The sequence below is a fragment of the Ketobacter alkanivorans genome (assembly GCF_002863865.1).
Taxonomy (GTDB): domain Bacteria; phylum Pseudomonadota; class Gammaproteobacteria; order Pseudomonadales; family Ketobacteraceae; genus Ketobacter; species Ketobacter alkanivorans.
In genome coordinates, this window is sequence record NZ_CP022684.1 from 2013173 (window position 1) to 2031040 (window position 17868).

15 protein-coding genes are annotated in these 17868 nt (G+C 52.2%); 7 read left to right on the top strand and 8 right to left on the bottom strand.

Going from position 1 to position 17868, the window contains the following annotated elements; genetic code table 11:
- Positions 1–52 precede the first annotated feature (52 nt).
- On the top strand, positions 53–2524 hold the full coding sequence (locus Kalk_RS08715; RefSeq protein WP_158643386.1) for a TonB-dependent receptor: 2472 nt from the start codon (positions 53–55) through the stop codon (positions 2522–2524).
- A 64-nt stretch (positions 2525–2588) separates the two neighbouring features.
- Here Kalk_RS08715 and Kalk_RS08720 read toward each other — a convergent pair whose 3' ends face one another.
- Genes Kalk_RS08720 through Kalk_RS08740 form a run of 5 tightly spaced genes read right to left on the bottom strand, consistent with a single transcriptional unit; the run spans position 2589 to position 8955 of the window.
- Entirely contained in the window at positions 2589–2987 is a 399-nt protein-coding gene (locus Kalk_RS08720; protein WP_101893866.1) for a hypothetical protein, read from the bottom strand.
- A 13-nt stretch (positions 2988–3000) separates the two neighbouring features.
- Positions 3001–4299: a lysine N(6)-hydroxylase/L-ornithine N(5)-oxygenase family protein gene (locus Kalk_RS08725; protein ID WP_158643387.1), complete on the bottom strand. Its 1299-nt coding sequence runs from the start codon at positions 4297–4299 to the stop codon at positions 3001–3003.
- Positions 4280–6070 carry an IucA/IucC family protein gene (locus Kalk_RS08730; RefSeq protein ID WP_101893868.1) on the bottom strand — a complete coding sequence of 597 codons (1791 nt, stop codon included), beginning with the start codon at positions 6068–6070 and terminating at the stop codon, positions 4280–4282. The genes Kalk_RS08725 and Kalk_RS08730 overlap by 20 nt, the downstream gene beginning before the upstream one ends.
- Positions 6071–6082: 12 nt before the next feature.
- The gene (locus Kalk_RS08735; RefSeq protein WP_101893869.1) at positions 6083–7138 is read right to left on the bottom strand and encodes a GNAT family N-acetyltransferase; all 1056 of its coding nucleotides are present in this window, start codon (positions 7136–7138) and stop codon (positions 6083–6085) included.
- An 8-nt stretch (positions 7139–7146) separates the two neighbouring features.
- Positions 7147–8955, bottom strand: coding sequence for an IucA/IucC family protein (locus tag Kalk_RS08740; RefSeq protein WP_101893870.1), 1809 nt, complete (start codon positions 8953–8955; stop codon positions 7147–7149).
- Positions 8956–9010: 55 nt separating this feature from the next.
- Here Kalk_RS08740 and Kalk_RS08745 point away from each other — a divergent pair, with 55 nt between their 5' ends.
- Complete coding sequence (locus Kalk_RS08745) at positions 9011–10249, top strand: MFS transporter (RefSeq protein ID WP_158643388.1); 1239 nt, start codon at positions 9011–9013, stop codon at positions 10247–10249.
- A 13-nt stretch (positions 10250–10262) separates the two neighbouring features.
- Here the strand turns inward: Kalk_RS08745 and Kalk_RS08750 are convergent, their stop codons facing one another.
- From Kalk_RS08750 to Kalk_RS08760, 3 genes are read right to left on the bottom strand one after another with little or no spacing between them, the layout of a single operon-like run.
- Complete coding sequence (locus Kalk_RS08750) at positions 10263–11294, bottom strand: aspartyl/asparaginyl beta-hydroxylase domain-containing protein (protein ID WP_101893872.1); 1032 nt, start codon at positions 11292–11294, stop codon at positions 10263–10265.
- Positions 11295–11336: 42 nt separating this feature from the next.
- Positions 11337–12572 (bottom strand): hypothetical protein, encoded by a 1236-nt coding sequence (locus Kalk_RS08755; RefSeq protein ID WP_158643389.1) that lies wholly within the window; start codon positions 12570–12572, stop codon positions 11337–11339.
- The gene (locus Kalk_RS08760; RefSeq protein ID WP_233716847.1) at positions 12547–13863 is read right to left on the bottom strand and encodes an MBOAT family O-acyltransferase; all 1317 of its coding nucleotides are present in this window, start codon (positions 13861–13863) and stop codon (positions 12547–12549) included. The genes Kalk_RS08755 and Kalk_RS08760 overlap by 26 nt, the downstream gene beginning before the upstream one ends.
- Positions 13864–14244: 381 nt before the next feature.
- Here Kalk_RS08760 and Kalk_RS08765 point away from each other — a divergent pair, with 381 nt between their 5' ends.
- From Kalk_RS08765 to Kalk_RS08785, 5 genes are all read left to right on the top strand, one after another.
- Positions 14245–15114, top strand: a complete 870-nt coding sequence (locus tag Kalk_RS08765) for a metal-dependent hydrolase (protein WP_101893875.1) — start codon at positions 14245–14247, stop codon at positions 15112–15114.
- 145 nt (positions 15115–15259) lie between these two features.
- Positions 15260–16270, top strand: coding sequence for a class 1 fructose-bisphosphatase (gene fbp, locus Kalk_RS08770; protein WP_101893876.1), 1011 nt, complete (start codon positions 15260–15262; stop codon positions 16268–16270).
- 2 nt (positions 16271–16272) lie between these two features.
- The gene (locus tag Kalk_RS08775; RefSeq protein WP_101893877.1) at positions 16273–16734 is read left to right on the top strand and encodes a methyltransferase family protein; all 462 of its coding nucleotides are present in this window, start codon (positions 16273–16275) and stop codon (positions 16732–16734) included.
- 96 nt (positions 16735–16830) lie between these two features.
- Positions 16831–17628: a DUF2189 domain-containing protein gene (locus tag Kalk_RS08780; RefSeq protein ID WP_101893878.1), complete on the top strand. Its 798-nt coding sequence runs from the start codon at positions 16831–16833 to the stop codon at positions 17626–17628.
- Positions 17629–17630: 2 nt separating this feature from the next.
- A complete protein-coding gene (locus Kalk_RS08785) occupies positions 17631–17852 on the top strand; it encodes a DUF2788 domain-containing protein (protein ID WP_233716849.1) in 222 nt (73 codons plus the stop codon).
- Positions 17853–17868: the final 16 nt, after the last annotated feature.

The window sequence follows — 17868 nt, forward strand, 5'->3', positions numbered from 1 at the left end:
CCGCAGTCTTTGGAGAGAGGCTCCGCTTTAACATCCATTGGGAGTAACAAACGTGAAAGTAAAACCCTTAGCTTACGTCGTCGCGACACTCAGCGCCGCGACAGTCAATTCATCCTGGGGCGAAGAAGAACCCTACATGCTGGACACCCTTGTGGTGAGCGCCTCACGGATTACCGAAAACGTGGCATCTATCCCCTACACCACGCAGGTAATCGAAGGAAGCGCAATAGCAGAACAAGCACAACCGGGGCGCAACCTGGGGCAGATACTGGGGCAAATGGTTCCCGGTCTGGCCCCCGGAGACGACTCAGCCACCAGCGCCTATCAAACCCTGCGGGGCCGCAAAGTACTGGTGCTGATCGATGGGGTGGCACAACGGGCCACTCGCGATATATCACGCCAACTCACCACCATCTCGCCAGAAAACATCGAACGGGTTGAAATCATCTCTGGTGCCACGGCCGTTTACGGGGCCGGTGCAACCGGTGGTGTTATCAACATCATCACCAAACGCGGCCAGAATCAACAATCCCAATTCAACACCAAACTGGGCATGACCCTGAACACTGAAAACACCGACAGCGACGGCTTCACCCGTTTCGGCTCACAAACCGTAAGCGGCAGCGGCGATCAAGTCGATTACCTGGTGAACGTAAACTACGAACAACGAGGCAACTACTACGACAGTGAAGGCAACCAGATCGCTACCGACCCCAACCAAGTAAGCCGTGATAACAGCGACACGCTGGACATCCTGGTCAACCTGGGTTGGCAGATCGACAGCAATCGCTCTCTGCGGGTCAGCATGGAGCACTATAAAGAGAAACAGAACACCGACTATGCGGCCGATTTCGGTGAGCCAAGCGCCACTTACCTGGGCCTGCCGTCGGGCATTTTTGCCAAAGGTGGTGATTACACCCCAACCCCTAAACCCGGCCTTAGTTTGAATGAACAACCACAAAGCACCCGCGACAGCATCACCTTCGACTTCAGTCAGCAGAATTTCTTTGGCCATACCCTGCTAACCCAGCTCAGCTACCGCGAAAACGAGTACTTTTACTATCCTTATCCCAGCAGCCCGCTGTTCCTCAATATCGACTGGGCCGGTGTCGTGGCCGCAGGCCCCACCACCACGCCACAATTATTGGCCGCTGTAGCCGCCAATATTCAAGGTGCAACCGGCACCCTGTTCCAAAGCCAGGTCAACTCAGAAGTATTGGATTTCAAACTGGCTCTGGATAAGCCATTTAAGCTCGGCGATGGTCAAACTCTGGATCTCACTTACGGATTGGATTACATCCATGACAACAGCGAGCAGCGCTCCATTGCCTACAGCTACAACAACTGGATCGCCAGCGGGCAAACTGAATATCAAGCCACTGGTGGAAACTATGACGCAGGCCCTGCCACCACAACCGAAACCACCGCTTTGTTCTTGCAGGGCAAACTGGCATTGAATGAACGCTGGACACTGAAAGCCGGTGTGCGCTACGAGCACGCCGATGTTGAAGTAGATGACACTGTTTCCGGCGTTGATATCGCCAACGCAGAGTATTATCAACAAGAACTGGAAGATCCCTATCTGCAAGCTATCGCAGGAGCATCCGGTACACCCGCCAACCTGTTACTGGAAAGCATCATCAACACCGCCTCCAATCTATACGATTACGAAAATTATCTAATCTACAGCGATAGCGCAGCAAATCGCACCGGCGGCAAAGAAACCTACTCGGAAACCCTGTTCAACGCAGGCGTAGTGTATGCACTGACCCAACAACAAGAAACTTTCCTCAATTACTCAGAAGGCTTTACCGTTCCAGATCTGACAAGACTACTGCGATCAGTCACCGTACTGAGTGATGGTGGCGTGCAAGGCCCCATACTGGAAGGCACGAACATCGATGCCAGCAAAACCCAATCATGGGATCTGGGTTGGCGCGGACGTTTTAGTAACATCAGCGCACAGACATCGCTGTTCTATAACACCTCCGATCAAAATGTAGAATTTGATCGCGAAACCGGCGTCGTTACCATTCGCAAACAGGACGAACGTTTCTGGGGCTTTGAGGCGCTGCTGGATGCCCGCTTCGACAGCGGCATGGTCGCAGGTCTGACCTACGCCCGCACCCAAGGGGAAACAGAAGATGACAACGGAAGCTGGTATGCACTGGGTGCTGATCGGGTAGCCCCCGAAAAAATCACCGGTTACCTGGGCTACAGCTTTAACCAAGCCGCTGATGCCCGGTTGCAGTTCACTCATCTAAGCGATTACAAACAAGGCCATCATGAAGCGCCGGATGATCAGAAATCTCAGGTGGTTCCTTTTGAAGGCTATCGCACATTCGATCTGATCACCAACTTCTACACAGAAGCCGGTAACTTCACAGCTGCAGTACGCAACCTGACCAACGCTGAATACTACTCGGTTTACAATCAGGTACGCGGATACCCGTCAGGCGGTGCATCAGCCTACCTGCCCGCTCAGGGTCGCACTCTCACCCTCAGTTACAGCGTGGATTATTAAGCGCCCATAAAAAAAGGTGGCCACGGATGGCCACCTTTTCACTACCGCTCACTGCAATGCAACATTACATATCAGTCAGTTTATCCTGCAACCAAGCCCGCGCCTGCTCCTCATCAACCGAGGCATAAATAGGGCACGGCATCGCAGCCTGCATCTTCGGCCCCGCCAAACGTTCCACGGCATCGGCCTGCGGTGCTATACGAGCCACCCCCACACACCAAAGGGAAAGTTGCTCTCGCCGCAGCTTGAACCACAACCCCATCGCCTTGCGCCCGGCAGCAGAAAAGTCACTGTCTTCATCTGTTTTGGTTAGCAACCCAAAGCGTGTACGGCGCAAGAACAGATCATCCATTTGTTGCAACCAGGACTGCACCTGCCCCTCATTCGCAGGGCCAACAAAACACACCTTAACCAACGGCCAGCCTTCAACCAAAATCGGCTGACCCATATCCTCAGCATTCATAGTAAAGCCTTCTTCACGCCACAAAGCGCTCTTTCGCAGTCGCTGGCAACACGCCCCACTGAACAAACCCGGGCTGCTCCAGCTTATATAATTCGTATCCCAGCAGATCATTAACAATATTGGCAGCGCGCCATGCCATCAGGCTCGTCTGCGGATCAACGATACCGTGATGATGACGACTGGCATTCACAGCATAAATACGACTTTGATCCTGACACTCCCAGTTCACCTGATAATTGTCATCCATGGATAATACACCATCACTTTCCCATTGGATCTGTTCTGCCAACGGTTCCAGGCACGACGGGATCACCGTGCGAAACCCTGTACTGAAAATAACAACATCAGCATCAATACGTTCCTTAGCCTTACCGCTGTGCATCAACATCAACTCGTATCCTCCGCCCTGCTTCAGCATAGACACCAACTGACGATCCGGCAGCATCATGATATTACGCCCTCGCTCGCACACCACCTGGGTGTGATACAGCGACTGATAGATTTCCTTCAGCGTAGCAGGCGAGATACCGTCACTGGCCAGCTTCTGTCGCGCTACAATCGCTTGTTTCTCTTCCTGAGGCAGAGCAAGAAAGTGCTTAACATAAGATGGGGTAAACAGATCATTGGTAAATGGTGCTTCATCCAGCTGATCAAAGTTTTCCCTGCGGGACACCCAGGCAATTGATTCACACTCACCCCAGCGCTCGCTAATCAGCTCCTGAAATATTTCAGCGCCCGTTTGACCGCCACCGATCACCGCAACCTTTAACCCTGTAAAATCACGCTTCGCATTCAGAATTCCGCCAGCATGAAGAACCTGCTTTCCCAAATAAGGAACAGCAAACTCCGGCACATAGGGTTGCGTACCGGTCCCTACACACAGGTGATCGGCACTGACAATGCGATCATCAAAACGCAGCCAAAACCGTCCCTGCTGGTAATTCACCTCCCGAACATGCGCATTATATCGGACAGCAGGCAGTTGCTGAGCTACCCAATCCAGATACTGGGCAAACTCCTGTCGCGATATCGATGATTGCTCGGCATTAATAAACGAATAGAATCGTCTTTTCTCCACCAGAAACTTCAAAAAACTGTACGGACTGGTTGGATCAACCGGAGTTACCAGATCCTTCATCCATGAGGTCTGTAATTTTGCCCCCGGCAGCATCAATCCGCTGTGCCAGCTGAACTCCGGCTTTTTATCGAAAAAAGCGTAGCGAGTATTCCGACATTTCTGCAACAATGCTGCCACGCTCAGATTAAAAGGGCCCGCGCCAATTCCGGCCAGGTTAACGTGCTGCTGATTCATCAGGCAACCTCCTATTGCATTCAAAGTGTGTAACCAGTAACGGATTTTCAAGATCGGTTCCCAAAATGGGTAACGGGCGCTCATGCCGATCGCCATAGCCCTCCAGAAAGCGCACCCGGTTTATGCAGACGCGTTTCATTTTGGGAGCCAGCAAATCAAACATGTCAAAACGCTCCTGCAACTGTGGGCATCCTGACTGATAGTCGCGGATCACCTCGGCCAGGACAGAATAAAATTCGGTTTCGGTCAGCAGCTCCTGCTCGTGCAACAGCGCGGACAGATAACGCAACACCGTCACGAAGTGGCCAGTCTGTAAATCATGGATCAAATAGTGAGGCGGCAACCGAGTAAGCACGCTCTTAATGTCTGCATCCAGCGATTCCAGTTCCGCAAAATCCTGATCCACCAGGCGCAGATCACCTTGCAGATCTTTAATCGCTAATCGCCGGGGCACGCCATCTGCAAGAATCAGCGTAAGATTCTGCCCATGGGCTACCAATCCAACACCGTACTTACACATCAAGTGATACAGCGGCACTACCACCGCATCAAAAAATGCCCGCATCCAACTTTGCGCCGTCAACCCCGATCTGACGATCAGATGGCCCACAACACAATCACCCTGATTATCCTGTTGCAGTAAACCGGCCACCAACATAGCCTGCTCATCAGAACGTAATTTGCTTTGCACGCTCTCTCGCCACACAACACCCAGCATTTCATTAAAGCGGTAGGGTGCTTTGTCTATATGAACGTAGTGTGGATGGCTGCAACTAACCCCAACCGGTTCTTTTAATACCTCTGTGCCACGATCATATAGCAAGGCATCCATCTGGCAGCGTTCATGCAACCAGTTGGAAAGCCGCCCTCCAATTTCAATGTACTTACCGGGGATACCGCGATAACAGGATGTATTCAGAATGGTCACAGGCAACTTGACATTGAACGCTTCAGGCTCGTCGATGTTAGCCAGGGTACGAATAGACTGCAGCGGTAAAAATCGGTGCCCGGCCACGCCCAAATCCACCAAGTCACCACCGGCAATCCAGTCATAAAAGTGTTTGCGTATTTTGTGCTGCCATTGCCATGGGTGAACTGGCAGCAACACCCAGGGCTCTATTAAACCACTGACCCGAACCAACTGTTGCAGCAGTGCTGTGTATTCATCGTCACTCATTGCACTGCGCACAACCGCACTCATCTCCAACGCATGGCTGCTGCCAACCCGACAGTGACGTTTCTTCACTGCGATCCAACGCAATTGCAAAGGGCTCGCGTACTCGGGGGCGAATTGCTCCAACTCCGCATCCCCCCACCCTAGCCGCCCTTTGTTCAATACGGCTTTCGGGTGCCCATTTAAATATGGCTGCATCCTGTCAATATCCATACTGGCCAGCTCTGCAGCGCTAACACCCTGTTTTATGTGCCACGACTGTATGTCGCCTTGCAGCGTCTGGGCGCATTCTTCCAGCAAGTTTGCCAGTACAATATCATCCAACTCCAGCTCACTCTGCGCATCCAGAAAGAACTGCGCAGCGCTGACAGCCAGATCTGCGCTGCGTTGCAACGAGTCAACATCAACACGCACCTGCCCCCACAACGTCTCCCAACCTGTAAAGGTATAACGCACGCCTGAAGTCAGTTTCAGTACCCAGCCAGCACCTTCCTTATTAATTTGAAAGCACTGTTCATACTGCAGCTCACCGATGACTTTTGCCACCAGCTCGCGATTCAGCCTATCCCAAAGTTCACCATCCGACATTATGCTCATTTCCAACCTTCATCATGGCAATTTAACAAGATCGAAAAAGCGTGCGCGCGTGCATTCCGCTAGCGCAGCTCGCTTATGGGGAAAATCGAATTCTTTAACCACCTGAAAAGACGGCACCGTTTGCAGGTGTTTGAGGATGGATTTATTATCCGCACGAGGCTCACCCATCACATTCATCGTTCTGGGGTCATCCAGAAACAAAAAGTGCGTCAACCCGGTAAACCACGCGGCAAAGTACTGAGCCCCAAGATAGGCCGGGTTGCCCACCAGCAAGTGAATCCCACGGTCAAAATCCTGCGCTTGGTAATAAGGCCCCAGCCGATCTTCCGGGGTCCAGTACAGTTCAAAATATCCGAAGGGTTCGTCATCAAAATAACCAAAAACAGAAAATATATGCGGATCCGACTGACGCTCCAGCAAGTACTTCTCCAGCTCTGGTTTAGGCAAGCCCAGCTCCCAAGCAGGAGCGATGCGTGGGTGATTCATCCAGTCGTGAAAACGATCCAGATCCCTGGTTACATCAACGGTTTTAAACGACAGGACTTTGTTCAGCGTCGGCACATAACGGCGATAGAACTCACCGTCTGGTTGCGGTGGACGCAATGGATGGCTAGCGTGTTCGCTCATCACCCATTCCACCGGGCGAGGATACGCAACACCCGCCGCCAGCCACAGCTCGGGCCATTGATAGAACGTCTGCCGGGTCAGAATGCGACCGCGCAGCATGGCACCATCCATTAATCGGTCGATTTCATGATTAACAATGATCGCTCGCAATTCTTGGTGGGTACTGAACACTATATCCAGTATCGACAACAATGCGCTTCGAACCCGGCGCTGATCTTGCTCCCCCGTGGCCACGTGCCAACTGCGAATATTAAGCAGATCGGAGCCATCCCAATGCAACTCCAACACCATGGAGATTTGATCTGCATCCAATACAGCGCGAAGCTCTGCACTGCCAGTATCCAGCAGAATGCTGGTACTTCCCATTACATGATGATTGTAATGCCAGGCACGAAACCCACTTTCATGCTGAACTACGGTAGTCATAAATTGGCTGGTCATATTGATTCCTAGCAGGTAGTACTTGCTCGCAAAGATGGCTTGGTTAGCCCGGAGCAAACAGGATTAGAGACGGCGCGATAAATAGATACAGGATCAGCCAGGGTGTTTTCGTTCAAGTCTGCCAACGAGCAGATGAAATTCCCTTTCTGCCAGAGTTCTTCTGATTCTAGAATGGTTTTAATGAAACTCTGATCCTGAAGCTTTGGTGATAATGTGGTCAGAAAGAATGCCCTGAGACGATCAACCAGATCAGCTTCATCAATCATCCCCTCAGCCCCCATGGCACTGATCACACCAAAGGTGGAATTAATAATCAGGTAATACGCGAACAGTTTGATCGCCATGTCGCTATGAATCTGATTTTCGGCTGATTCGCCCAAAGCGTTCTGGTCCAGATGAAACCGACGCACGCCCACATCGCTGAAACCCGTACCCTGGCAATCACGGAAAAAGCAGTGCACCGGCAAACCCTGCTGCAATGCCAGCACTATATTTTGCTGATGAGCACCAAACAAAATGCCATAGTCTGCCTGTGCCAGCAGCAACGGTTTAACCGCCACATCAAGATAAGCATCAAACCATAAACTGGCAGCCTGCTCTTTCGATACTCGCTGCGTTTGTGCAACCTCACCCACCAGGTTCGATAAGCGCCCCGGCTCAGCAAATGGGTGATCCTGAGTTATGGTTGCCAACACGTTATATTGCCAATCGGATCGTTCACGGATGGGGTTATCACGAAACACCATCATGGATTCAGGTATCTGAGCCCCCCCGTCATCCAACAAACACAGATAAGCGGGCTCTTCCATAATGTCAAACTGGCTGAAACGTTGAGTGAACTGTTGCCCAGTGGCTGTTGCCAATACCTTTGAGATCAGACAACCTCGCTCCGCTTCCGCCGGCTGCAAATGGCGCACCGAGTTGGTAAGCCGCACACTGAGGGAAAACTTCAGCATGTAGGGAGCATTCTGTGCATAGAGGGAACGCATGGATGAGGTGGCAGACCAACGTTGACCCTGAGGTTCAAGCACCGTGATTTCCTGTTGTGCGAAAGCCGTTTGCAGTGCTGGCAGCTGCTGCAAACGGCGAACCTGCCATGGATGGGCCGGGATCAGGGTGTACCCTTCCGGCGTATCTGCAAGCACCTCACTAAGATTCGCATCATTGGCAACCAACAACTGTATCCGCTGCTGCAAGGTCTGGTTGTCTGCACTGCGATAATGAATGCGATGATCACGCACCCGCATCCACGCCAAGGCAAAGCCGGAACCCCCTTCCGGTCCATATTGAATGGCTTCGGTTAGCGTCATAGGCTGGCGCACTTTAGGGGCAGGGTGAACCGAATGCCCAATCAACAAGGCCTGCTCGGCTTCACAAAACGTCAGCGGATCGCGCATCAGCTTGCCAATCTCTGCTTCCCGCAGCGCCAATAGCATTTCCAGATTACGATGGCTCTCAATAATGCGCTCCAGAAAACGTGCCATCGCACCGATGGTGCCGTTTGTCTGGATCGCTGCGTTTTCCACCAACACTTTTGCCAGTGCTAAAAATCCCATCTGCCGATCCTCCCGGCAGTGTTCACCTTCACAACGGGCGGGCATGGCAAACCGATGACGTCCACACAAAGACCAATACTTAACGCCAATCCACACTGTTTGATGCCCAAGCGGAATAACCAAAGCCTGCGAGGGAAAGCCAAGCACCTGCCATTCCGCCGGGCTGGCAGCATAACGCCAGTCATCAAACTCACGCACATAAGCATTTAGAAAACAGTTGACCGATAAATAATCAGCCGCACCAGAAATCAACCTGTCCATCGTATTCACCCGCTGTGATGTTTGCGGAGATCACGATATCGTGTATGATTATCAAATGCAAACGATTATCATTCAGAGCAACGTAGGCGCTACGACAGAAGCTCCCAAAGGGGGCAATCTTGTCGACGATACCCAGGTCCGCCGCCTGAGCTGGGCGGTGGGCCCTATGGGCTTAAGTCAGTCGGCCATGTTGGTTTATCTTCCCCTGTTGGTCAGCAATACCGACCTGGATTATCAACATTGGGCACAGTTGTTTGCTGCAGGTATGCTGACCTACCTCGTGGGGGCTATTGCCTGGCCACTGCTACTGCCCCGGTTGGGACATCGCCGTATGCTGTGGATTGGCTTAGGTGGTTTTGCCATAAGCATGATGTTGTTTGGAGCAACTTTGTGGATGAGGGACAGCGGGGTGCTGACTCGTGATGAGAACCTGATGGGTTTAATATTGAGTCGACTTTTGTATGGGGTTTTTGCGTCCAGCCTGCTGCCGGTAACCCAAAGCTGGAGCGCCCAACTGAGTCAACCTCAGCAGCGTCTGGCAGCTTTCAGCCGTATCAGCCAGCAACTGGCGCTATCCCGCGCACTGGGCCCCATTCTGGCAGCGGCGGCAGGATGGCTGCACTGGTTACTGTTGCCGGTGCTTCTGGCTCTGCTGCCCCTGATTCTAATCACCAAATTGGCAGGATCACCCGAACCCACCCGGCCGAACTCCCAACTCGCACTGGGAAAAACCTTGCGTGGATTAATACCACCCCCCTGGCTTGGGGTCATCGCCATTGCCACAACCGCCATTGCCAGCAGCCTGCAATTTCAGCTCAGCCCCGCCTTAGCGGTACTGACCTCAGCATCAGCCGAGCACATCAGCCTTACCATTGCGCTGTTAATGACTGCCGCCGCGGCACTGAGTGTCATTGGTCATCGTTTGCAGATCAGGCATCCCGCGCCCAACCCCATGTTGCGGCAGCTCTGGATTGCGGCGCTACTGGTCACCTGCACTTTGGGGTTGCTGCTAAGCCATAATCTGTGGGGGCTGTGCGCCATCGCATTATTGATGAGCCTGGGGTTAGCCTGGCTCACACCGCTTTACAGCACATCGTTATCCCTTGGGCAACATCAAAACCAGCAACACCTGGTGGCAGCGCAATTGGGCCTCACTCATATTCTGGGGCATCTGCTGGGGTTGTCTGTTACGGCGGTAGCCATGGCGCAATCCCTTAGCTGTGTTTATATCTGGATGACAATACTGGGCATGATCATCGCCATCGCCAACCTTTCCCACCAGCCAGAAGGCTGATGCACGCCGAGCGTTAAGAAGCCTGCTCGGTAACGTGCTTATTGCCAGAGAAAACACGCTTGAGCTTGAGAATGCCAAAGTACGTGGCCCAAACCCCACCCACTACCGCACGTTGCAACCATGAGAACAGACGCACCCCCATTGGCTGCTGTTTATAAACCGTCACTTCCTGAGATTTTCCGGTCTTGTGATCTTTGCTGATCACCAGGCTATCATCCTGCTGATTAGGATTTTTGGCCCACTTCAATTCATAGGTGTTGCATTGAAATGTGTGTTCCGCGATAGGTGTAAAATGATACACAATCGGCAAACCACGAATTTTCACCGCCAACATGCCATCACTGACAAACACATCACCGGAAATAGGCACCGTCAATCCCAACAATGGTCCACGCACCACCAATGTTCCACAATAAGACTTCAGAGTTTCCTCATCCATTTCAATAGGGTTCAATTGCAGTATCTCGGTTTCACTGCGTACCTGCTCTATAAACGCTTCCGGGAACAATTCCAGCGTCTCAGCCGTAATGGGGCAATCCATAACCAGATGCACTCGGGTTATATCGCTTTTATTGCGCAAGGAATGCGGCTTCGAAAAATCCCCAAACCAGAATTCACCAGGTTTCCAATATACCTCGTCATCCCCAATACTGAACTCAACTCTGGGATCCGTCACAATAGGAATATGCAAGCGCACCATACCGTGATGCCAGCCAAACCCGGCATCCGTGTGTTCACCAATCACTTTTCCCGGCGGCAAAAACAGAATGCGCGCCACGTAAACCGGGCAACCAATATTGTCCAGCACTTCCTTAAAGTAAGCGCATTGCTTCAACACCGCCGTGTCCTTGCTGTGGCCTGTGTGTGCGGCCAGGGTATTGCCATGATCGCCAGAAAAATTGCGCAGCCCAATACCAGTCCAACTGCCGTCATGGTATTTACCAACCTGAGGTGCAGATTGAAAATGGGCGGTCGCGGTATCCAGATCCGCCTTCAGGCGATCCACATCAAAGCTTCCCTTTAACTGAACACTGGTGGTTTTCATCTCATGCTCCTATTGCAATGACCGCTGGTCATACCTGTCGCTCTACTGCTTATTATTCTGAATAAAGTACCCGGCCACATCCTGCGCCAGAATAGTCGAAAACAATGGCCGCCCTGAGTCCATAGACAAGTGGGTGACGTCATAAAAAGCCGATTCATCAAAAGCCTCATGCTCCTGATAATTGTGTACTGTCACGCCTGTAACCTGCTGCAAATGCGCCAGCATCTGCGCCAATCGCTGCTGCCCCTCGGGGGATGGCTGGACCCACTTACGGTTACGCGGCATCACAACAATTTCTACCCGATCTGAAAACCGCTGAGCGCTCTTCACTGTATCAATAAATTCATCAATCAGCTTGTCATTGAAGGACAGATTCTCTATATCACAGCATTGAATTCTTCCCGCAAGATCCATCTCCAGTGCCTTAGGATGCCGCATTTCACCTGAGATTTTCGCTGCCAGCGCCTGTGCTTGAGGTGAAAGATCCATCATATCAATCAAACCACCCTGAGTTAGCGGATTCCACACATGGGACTTTTTGGTCACCGGGTGTTCCTGATAGATGTATTTATTCAGCTCGGAGCGGAATTCCGATAACTGCTGAATATGCTTCAGCTGATCATCGGTGAGTTGATTCATCATCGGAGCCTGTGCCTGAGCCTGCCCCACCAAAAAACGCACGCCCCCGGTGATCGCTTCTGCAGACACGCCGTTGCGTAAGTACTTGATACTGACCAGACGAGCAAAGCGCTCCGGATCATCCCACAGCGTATCCATCACCTCGTCCGGCGACATCAACACAGCCTGGATCTGCTCTGTCATAAACGGTCGAAACTGTTGGCGCGCATCGGTGACCAAAAACGGATTAAACTCTATCAGCGTCAATGCAGCATTACGCTGATGCAGGGCAAAGGTCTCCGCCATCCGTCGTACCAATATCTTCTGATAGCTGGGCTTCATATTACCCATGCCCACATTAAAACTGGTCACCCTACTACCGCTGGCCTGCGCCAATGCCGCATCAAACACTCGCGGAGAGAAGCCATCTTTTACCAGCGATGAACCTACGAACAACGCGGTATCACCATCGACTTCAGCCATATAATCCATGGATTCGATCACCGAGCGAATGCGCTGGATACCAAAAATATCACCGGCACTGCTTTCGGCAGATCGCGTCAACCAGTTCACCAGGCCCACCGCTGGCAACATCGTAATCGCCGCGATGAACATCGTGTAAAACGCGATGTTTCTAGAACTGGAAGTAGATGAACTCATAGCCCGGCTCCCCGATAAGAATGGTGAAGGTCAGCCCTAAAATCAGCAATGGCACAAAGCGGGCGTAACGACGGGTAATCAACTCACGGCCGTGAACAATACCGTAATCAATACAATGGATCAGCAGGATCGCCACCGCCACCATAGCCAGCAGGCCACCGGCAAACGGCTGGGCCTCAACTGCCGATCCAGGGCTGTGCAAAGCAGCGATAATAGTCAAAGCATCCTGCACCGATTCGGCACGGAAGAACACCCAACCAATACACACCAAATAGAACGTAAACAACCACTGCAGCCAGCGAAATGCTCGCAGCTTTATACCCGCCAGCCACTGCCCCAACGCCGTACCCCGCAACATATGAGTGGCCGAAATAATAACACCATGGTATGCACCCCAGATCACAAAGGTCCAGGCGGCACCATGCCACAACCCACCCAACAGCATCGTGATAAACACGTTGCGAATTTGCCGCCCGTTACGGTTGCCCCCCAGCGAGATATACAGGTAATCCCTCAACCAACTGGATAAGGAAATATGCCAGCGCTTCCAGAAATCCACTGGTGACAGCGCAAAATAAGGCGTGTTGAAATTCAGGGGAATTTGTATTCCCAGCAACAAGGCAATACCGATGGCGATATCGCTGTAACCGGAGAAATCACCGTATATTTGGCCCGCGAATGCCAGCACGCCCGTCACCGTCTCGATCCAGCTCAAGGGCGCATCACTGTTAAAAAGCGTTTGCGCAGGGGACGACAGCAAATCTGCAATGGTCTTTTTAAACAAACCCATGGTAATGAGCACAAAACCAAACTTAACGTTTTCCGGCGTCACATCAGGAAAGCGTTCTATCTGCGGCAGGATCTGCTTGGCCCGCAGAATCGGCCCGGCAACCAATTGCGGAAAAAACGAAAGGGTAGCAAAAAAAGGCACAAAATTATGTCGAGCCTTGGTTTCACGCCGATACACATCAATGGTGTAACTCATGCTCTGGAAGGTATAAAACGAAATACCCACCGGTAACACCACCTCCAGCGTACCCAGCGAGACAGGCACACCAAAGAAGCTCAGTGTTTCCTGCACCGAATCGATCATGAAATTGGAATACTTGAAGATCCCCAGAATACCCAGGTTTACAAACAGAGAAACGAACAACCACTGCTTACGCCGCCGTTGCTCGGTGTGTCCCTCGATTTGCTGGGCCACAAAAAAATCCACCACCCCGCTGAACACCAACAACGGCACAAAGCGATAATCCCAACCGGCGTAAAATATTAGGCTGGCGGCCACCATAAACAGCGCGCGGGTATGCGGCCGAGTAAAAACGAAGGAGTGTAGGATAAAAAAAAGGCAAAAAAAGCCAAAAAACAACGATGTATTAAACAGCATCCCAGTACTTCACAATTCTTATTATTATCCCGCAGACAACCAAATCCGGGGAACACAACGCACGGAGGGCTATTGTCCAGCACCACCCCGAACCCGTCAATTGGCGTCAGATAGCCGGTCAACCGACAGAACCTGGCCCTAAATGACCGTTTTTTAGCACGCTTTGACTGTACCAGCCTGCACGGCTTTCCCTATACTGGGACGTACGCACTAGATTTACCACTACAAAACGTAACCGTATTTGCAGATACCGTATTCGATGCCACCCCGTTTGAGGTACCAACCATGACCGCCGCTGCTCACCAAAATGCCAATCGCATTGGCACAGACGACATTCCTGTTCGCCATATGGATTTTGAATTCGACGACAGCATCCCCACCTTCTGGTTTGGTAACGATCCGCTGCGTTCCATGATACTGACAGCGCTATCCGGCACCTTCCCTGAAGGGGAGCGTATGTTTATGCGGTCTGTGCGGCATTTCCAAAAGGCCATCAAAAACCCCGAGCTGAAAAAACAGGTGAAAGCGTTTATCGGCCAGGAAGCCCATCACGGCAAGGAACATGAGTCCTTCAATAATATGATGAGCCGCAAAGGCATACCGGTGGATCAAATCGATAAGTTCACTAAGATCGGACTGGGACGCCAGGAGAAGTTCTATTCACCCGAGCGCCTGCTGGCAAAAACCTGCGCCCTGGAACACTTCACAGCGCTGTTTGCCGAAACCCTGCTGGCACACCCCGAGCTGATCGATGAAGTAGATGAAAGCCTCAAACCCCTGTGGATATGGCACGCCATAGAAGAGAGCGAACATAAGTCGGTAGCGTATGACGTCTATCAGGAGCAAGTAGGAGGCTATTGGATTCGGGTCAGTGAAATGGCCATCACCACCCTGCTGTTCAGCTTCTTCTCAACGCTGCATACCGCCCAGCTGCTGCATGCAGCCAAGGATCTGCCCAAGCAGAAAACCTCCCTCAGGCAACGAGCGAAAGGCCTGTGGAAACATCGAGATGTATTTGCCGAGCTGGGTAAACACTACATCTCCTATTACAGCCCCAGCTTTCATCCCACCCAGAAAGACAGCTCAGACCTGCGCAATAAAGGCCTGGCAATGCTGACCCAATATGTGGGTGAAAAGGCCAACATCTCAGCCTGATACAGATCAAAACAACCGCTGATTCAATGGCACCTGGCAACGGTGCCATTGCCCCCAACAAGGCCCCCCGCTGGTTTAGCCACCCCGAAACCGGTATCATCTGCACCCATTACTTTACCTATTACAAGTCGGTGGGACTGCATTCATGGAAATCATCAAGACCCTGGGCGAATTCATCATTGATCAGCAAACAGAGTATCCAGACGCCAGCGGCGAACTGACCTCTCTGTTTTCTTCAATCCGACTGGCAGCAAAAATATTGCACCGGGAGATCAATAAGGCTGGCCTGGCGGACATCATGGGATCAGCCGGAGAAGACAACGTACAAGGCGAACAGCAGCAAAAACTGGATGTCTACGCCAACGAACGCTTCAAAAATGCTCTGGCCCAGCGCGGCGTGGTCTGCGGTATAGCCTCCGAAGAAGAAGAAGAGTTCGTCACCTTTGAAGAAACCAAAAACCTGGACGGTAAATACGTCGTATTGATCGATCCTCTGGATGGCTCCTCCAACATCGATGTGAACGTCTCCGTTGGAACCATTTTCAGCATTTATCGCCGCGTATCGCCACTGGGCAGCCACGTCACCGAGGAAGATTTTCTGCAACCCGGCCATAAGCAGATCGCCGCTGGTTACGTTATCTATGGTTCCTCCACCATGCTGGTCTACTCTACCGGCAACGGCGTGAACGGTTTCACCTACGATCCCACCATCGGTGTGTTCTGCCTGTCTCACCCCAACCTGAAGATCCCTGCCGACGGCAACATCTACTCAGTCAACGAAGGCAACTACATACACTTCCCCGATGGCGTAAAAAAATACATTAAATACTGTCAGGAAGAAGACACCACCACCAACCGCCCATACACCTCTCGCTACATCGGTTCACTGGTATCAGACTTCCATCGCAACCTGATCAAAGGCGGCATCTATCTATACCCCACCTCCAGCCGCTACCCCAACGGTAAACTGCGCCTGCTGTATGAGTGCAACCCCATGGCCTACCTGATCGAACAGGCCGGGGGAACCGCCGTTGCCACCACCGGGCAGCGCATTCTGGACATTGAGCCAACCACACTGCATCAGCGTTGCCCGCTGTTTGTGGGATCGCCGAACATGGTCGGCAAGCTGGAAGAGTTCATTACCGAGTTCGGCTGATCATGCAGGCGCTGGAGCTAAAAATCCCCCCATTGGCACTGGTAGTTATTTTCGGTGCGCTGATGGGGTTGGCTGCGTGGCTCAGTCCGCCGATGAATCTACCCACTTGGATGATCATGCTCAATACCGGCGCTCTTGCCCTGCTGGGTTGTGTAGTCGCGCTTACAGGTGTGATTAGCTTTCGGCGCGCCAAAACCACCGTCAACCCACTACAACCAGACGCCAGCTCATCATTGGTCAGCACCGGCATATACCGATACAGTCGCAACCCCATGTACGTTGGCTTCCTGTGCTGGCTATTGGCCTGGGGCGTATTCCTCAACAGTGGCTTAGCCCTGTTGCTGGCGCTGGGGTTCATCCCGTATATGAACCGATTCCAAATCGTCCCCGAAGAACAAGCCCTGCAACAATTGTTTGGCAACTCTTTTACCCAATACCGAAAGCACGTGCGACGCTGGCTGTAATGCCTCATGCAGCAATGCGTTGACTTCCGGCTCCCCGCTGGGTAGAACATCAAACTACCCAGCGACAGATTACGACCCATCTGAAAAGGAGCCTTCATGACCAGCCCCACTCTATCTGAAATTCAGGTCCGCCCACTGAGCGTCGACCATCCCTGGTTGTGGCTGCAGAAAGGCTGGGAAGACTTCAAACGCGTACCTCTGATTGGGCTGGCTCACGGGATCGCTGTATCAGGGTTTGGATTTTTACTGCTGGTGCTGGCCTATGATCAGTTCTGGCTATTGGCCGGTGCATTCACGGGCTTTCTAGCGGTCGCCCCAGTATTGGCAGTAGGCCTATACGCCGTCAGCCGCGCGCTGGAACAAAACGAACCGGCCACTTTCATGCTGGTATTGCGCACCTGGTGGAGCTGGCGCGGAAAGCCTCGCCATGATTGGCGCCTGGTGCGTTTTAGCCTGCTACTGGGCCTGTCTGGTGCCGGCTGGGTGGTTACCTCCGCCGCGCTCATTGTTTTATTCTCTGCTGCGCCCGTAAACCAACCGCTGGATTTTCTACGCTACGTAGTGGCCGCTCCAGACAGCTATCTATTCGAAGCCTGGCTCATACTCGGTGGCATATTGGCTGCACCGGTATTTGCATCCACCGTCGTCACCCTGCCTTTACTGCTGGACAGGCGCGTCAGCATATTGGACGCCGTACTGGTTAGCTGGAAAGTCATCATGCAAAACCCCCAGCCCATGGCATTGTGGGCGGCACTGATCATGATCATCTCACTATTGGGTTTAGTTGCCCTGATTGGCAGCGTACTGGTCATTCCTGTACTGGGTCACGCCAGCTGGCATGTATACCGCGATGCAGTTGATGCCCACACCCTGCCACCCAGAATAGGGAGTTAACCATGGAAGGCGCCGTGCTAGGCTACACCGAAGAACAAATCGCCACTTTTGGGCTCACCTTCGGCGTTGCTGCTTTCATGCTCTATATGCTATTTATAGTCGCCCAGCTGGCGCGGGAGTCCAAAGCCGGGCGCTTCGGCACCTTTATGATCTTTTTAGTACTCACCCTGGGCATGCTGGGATTCGTCGCCAAACTCTTCATTCAATGGCTATTGGACATCTAGCAACTGCCAACAACCG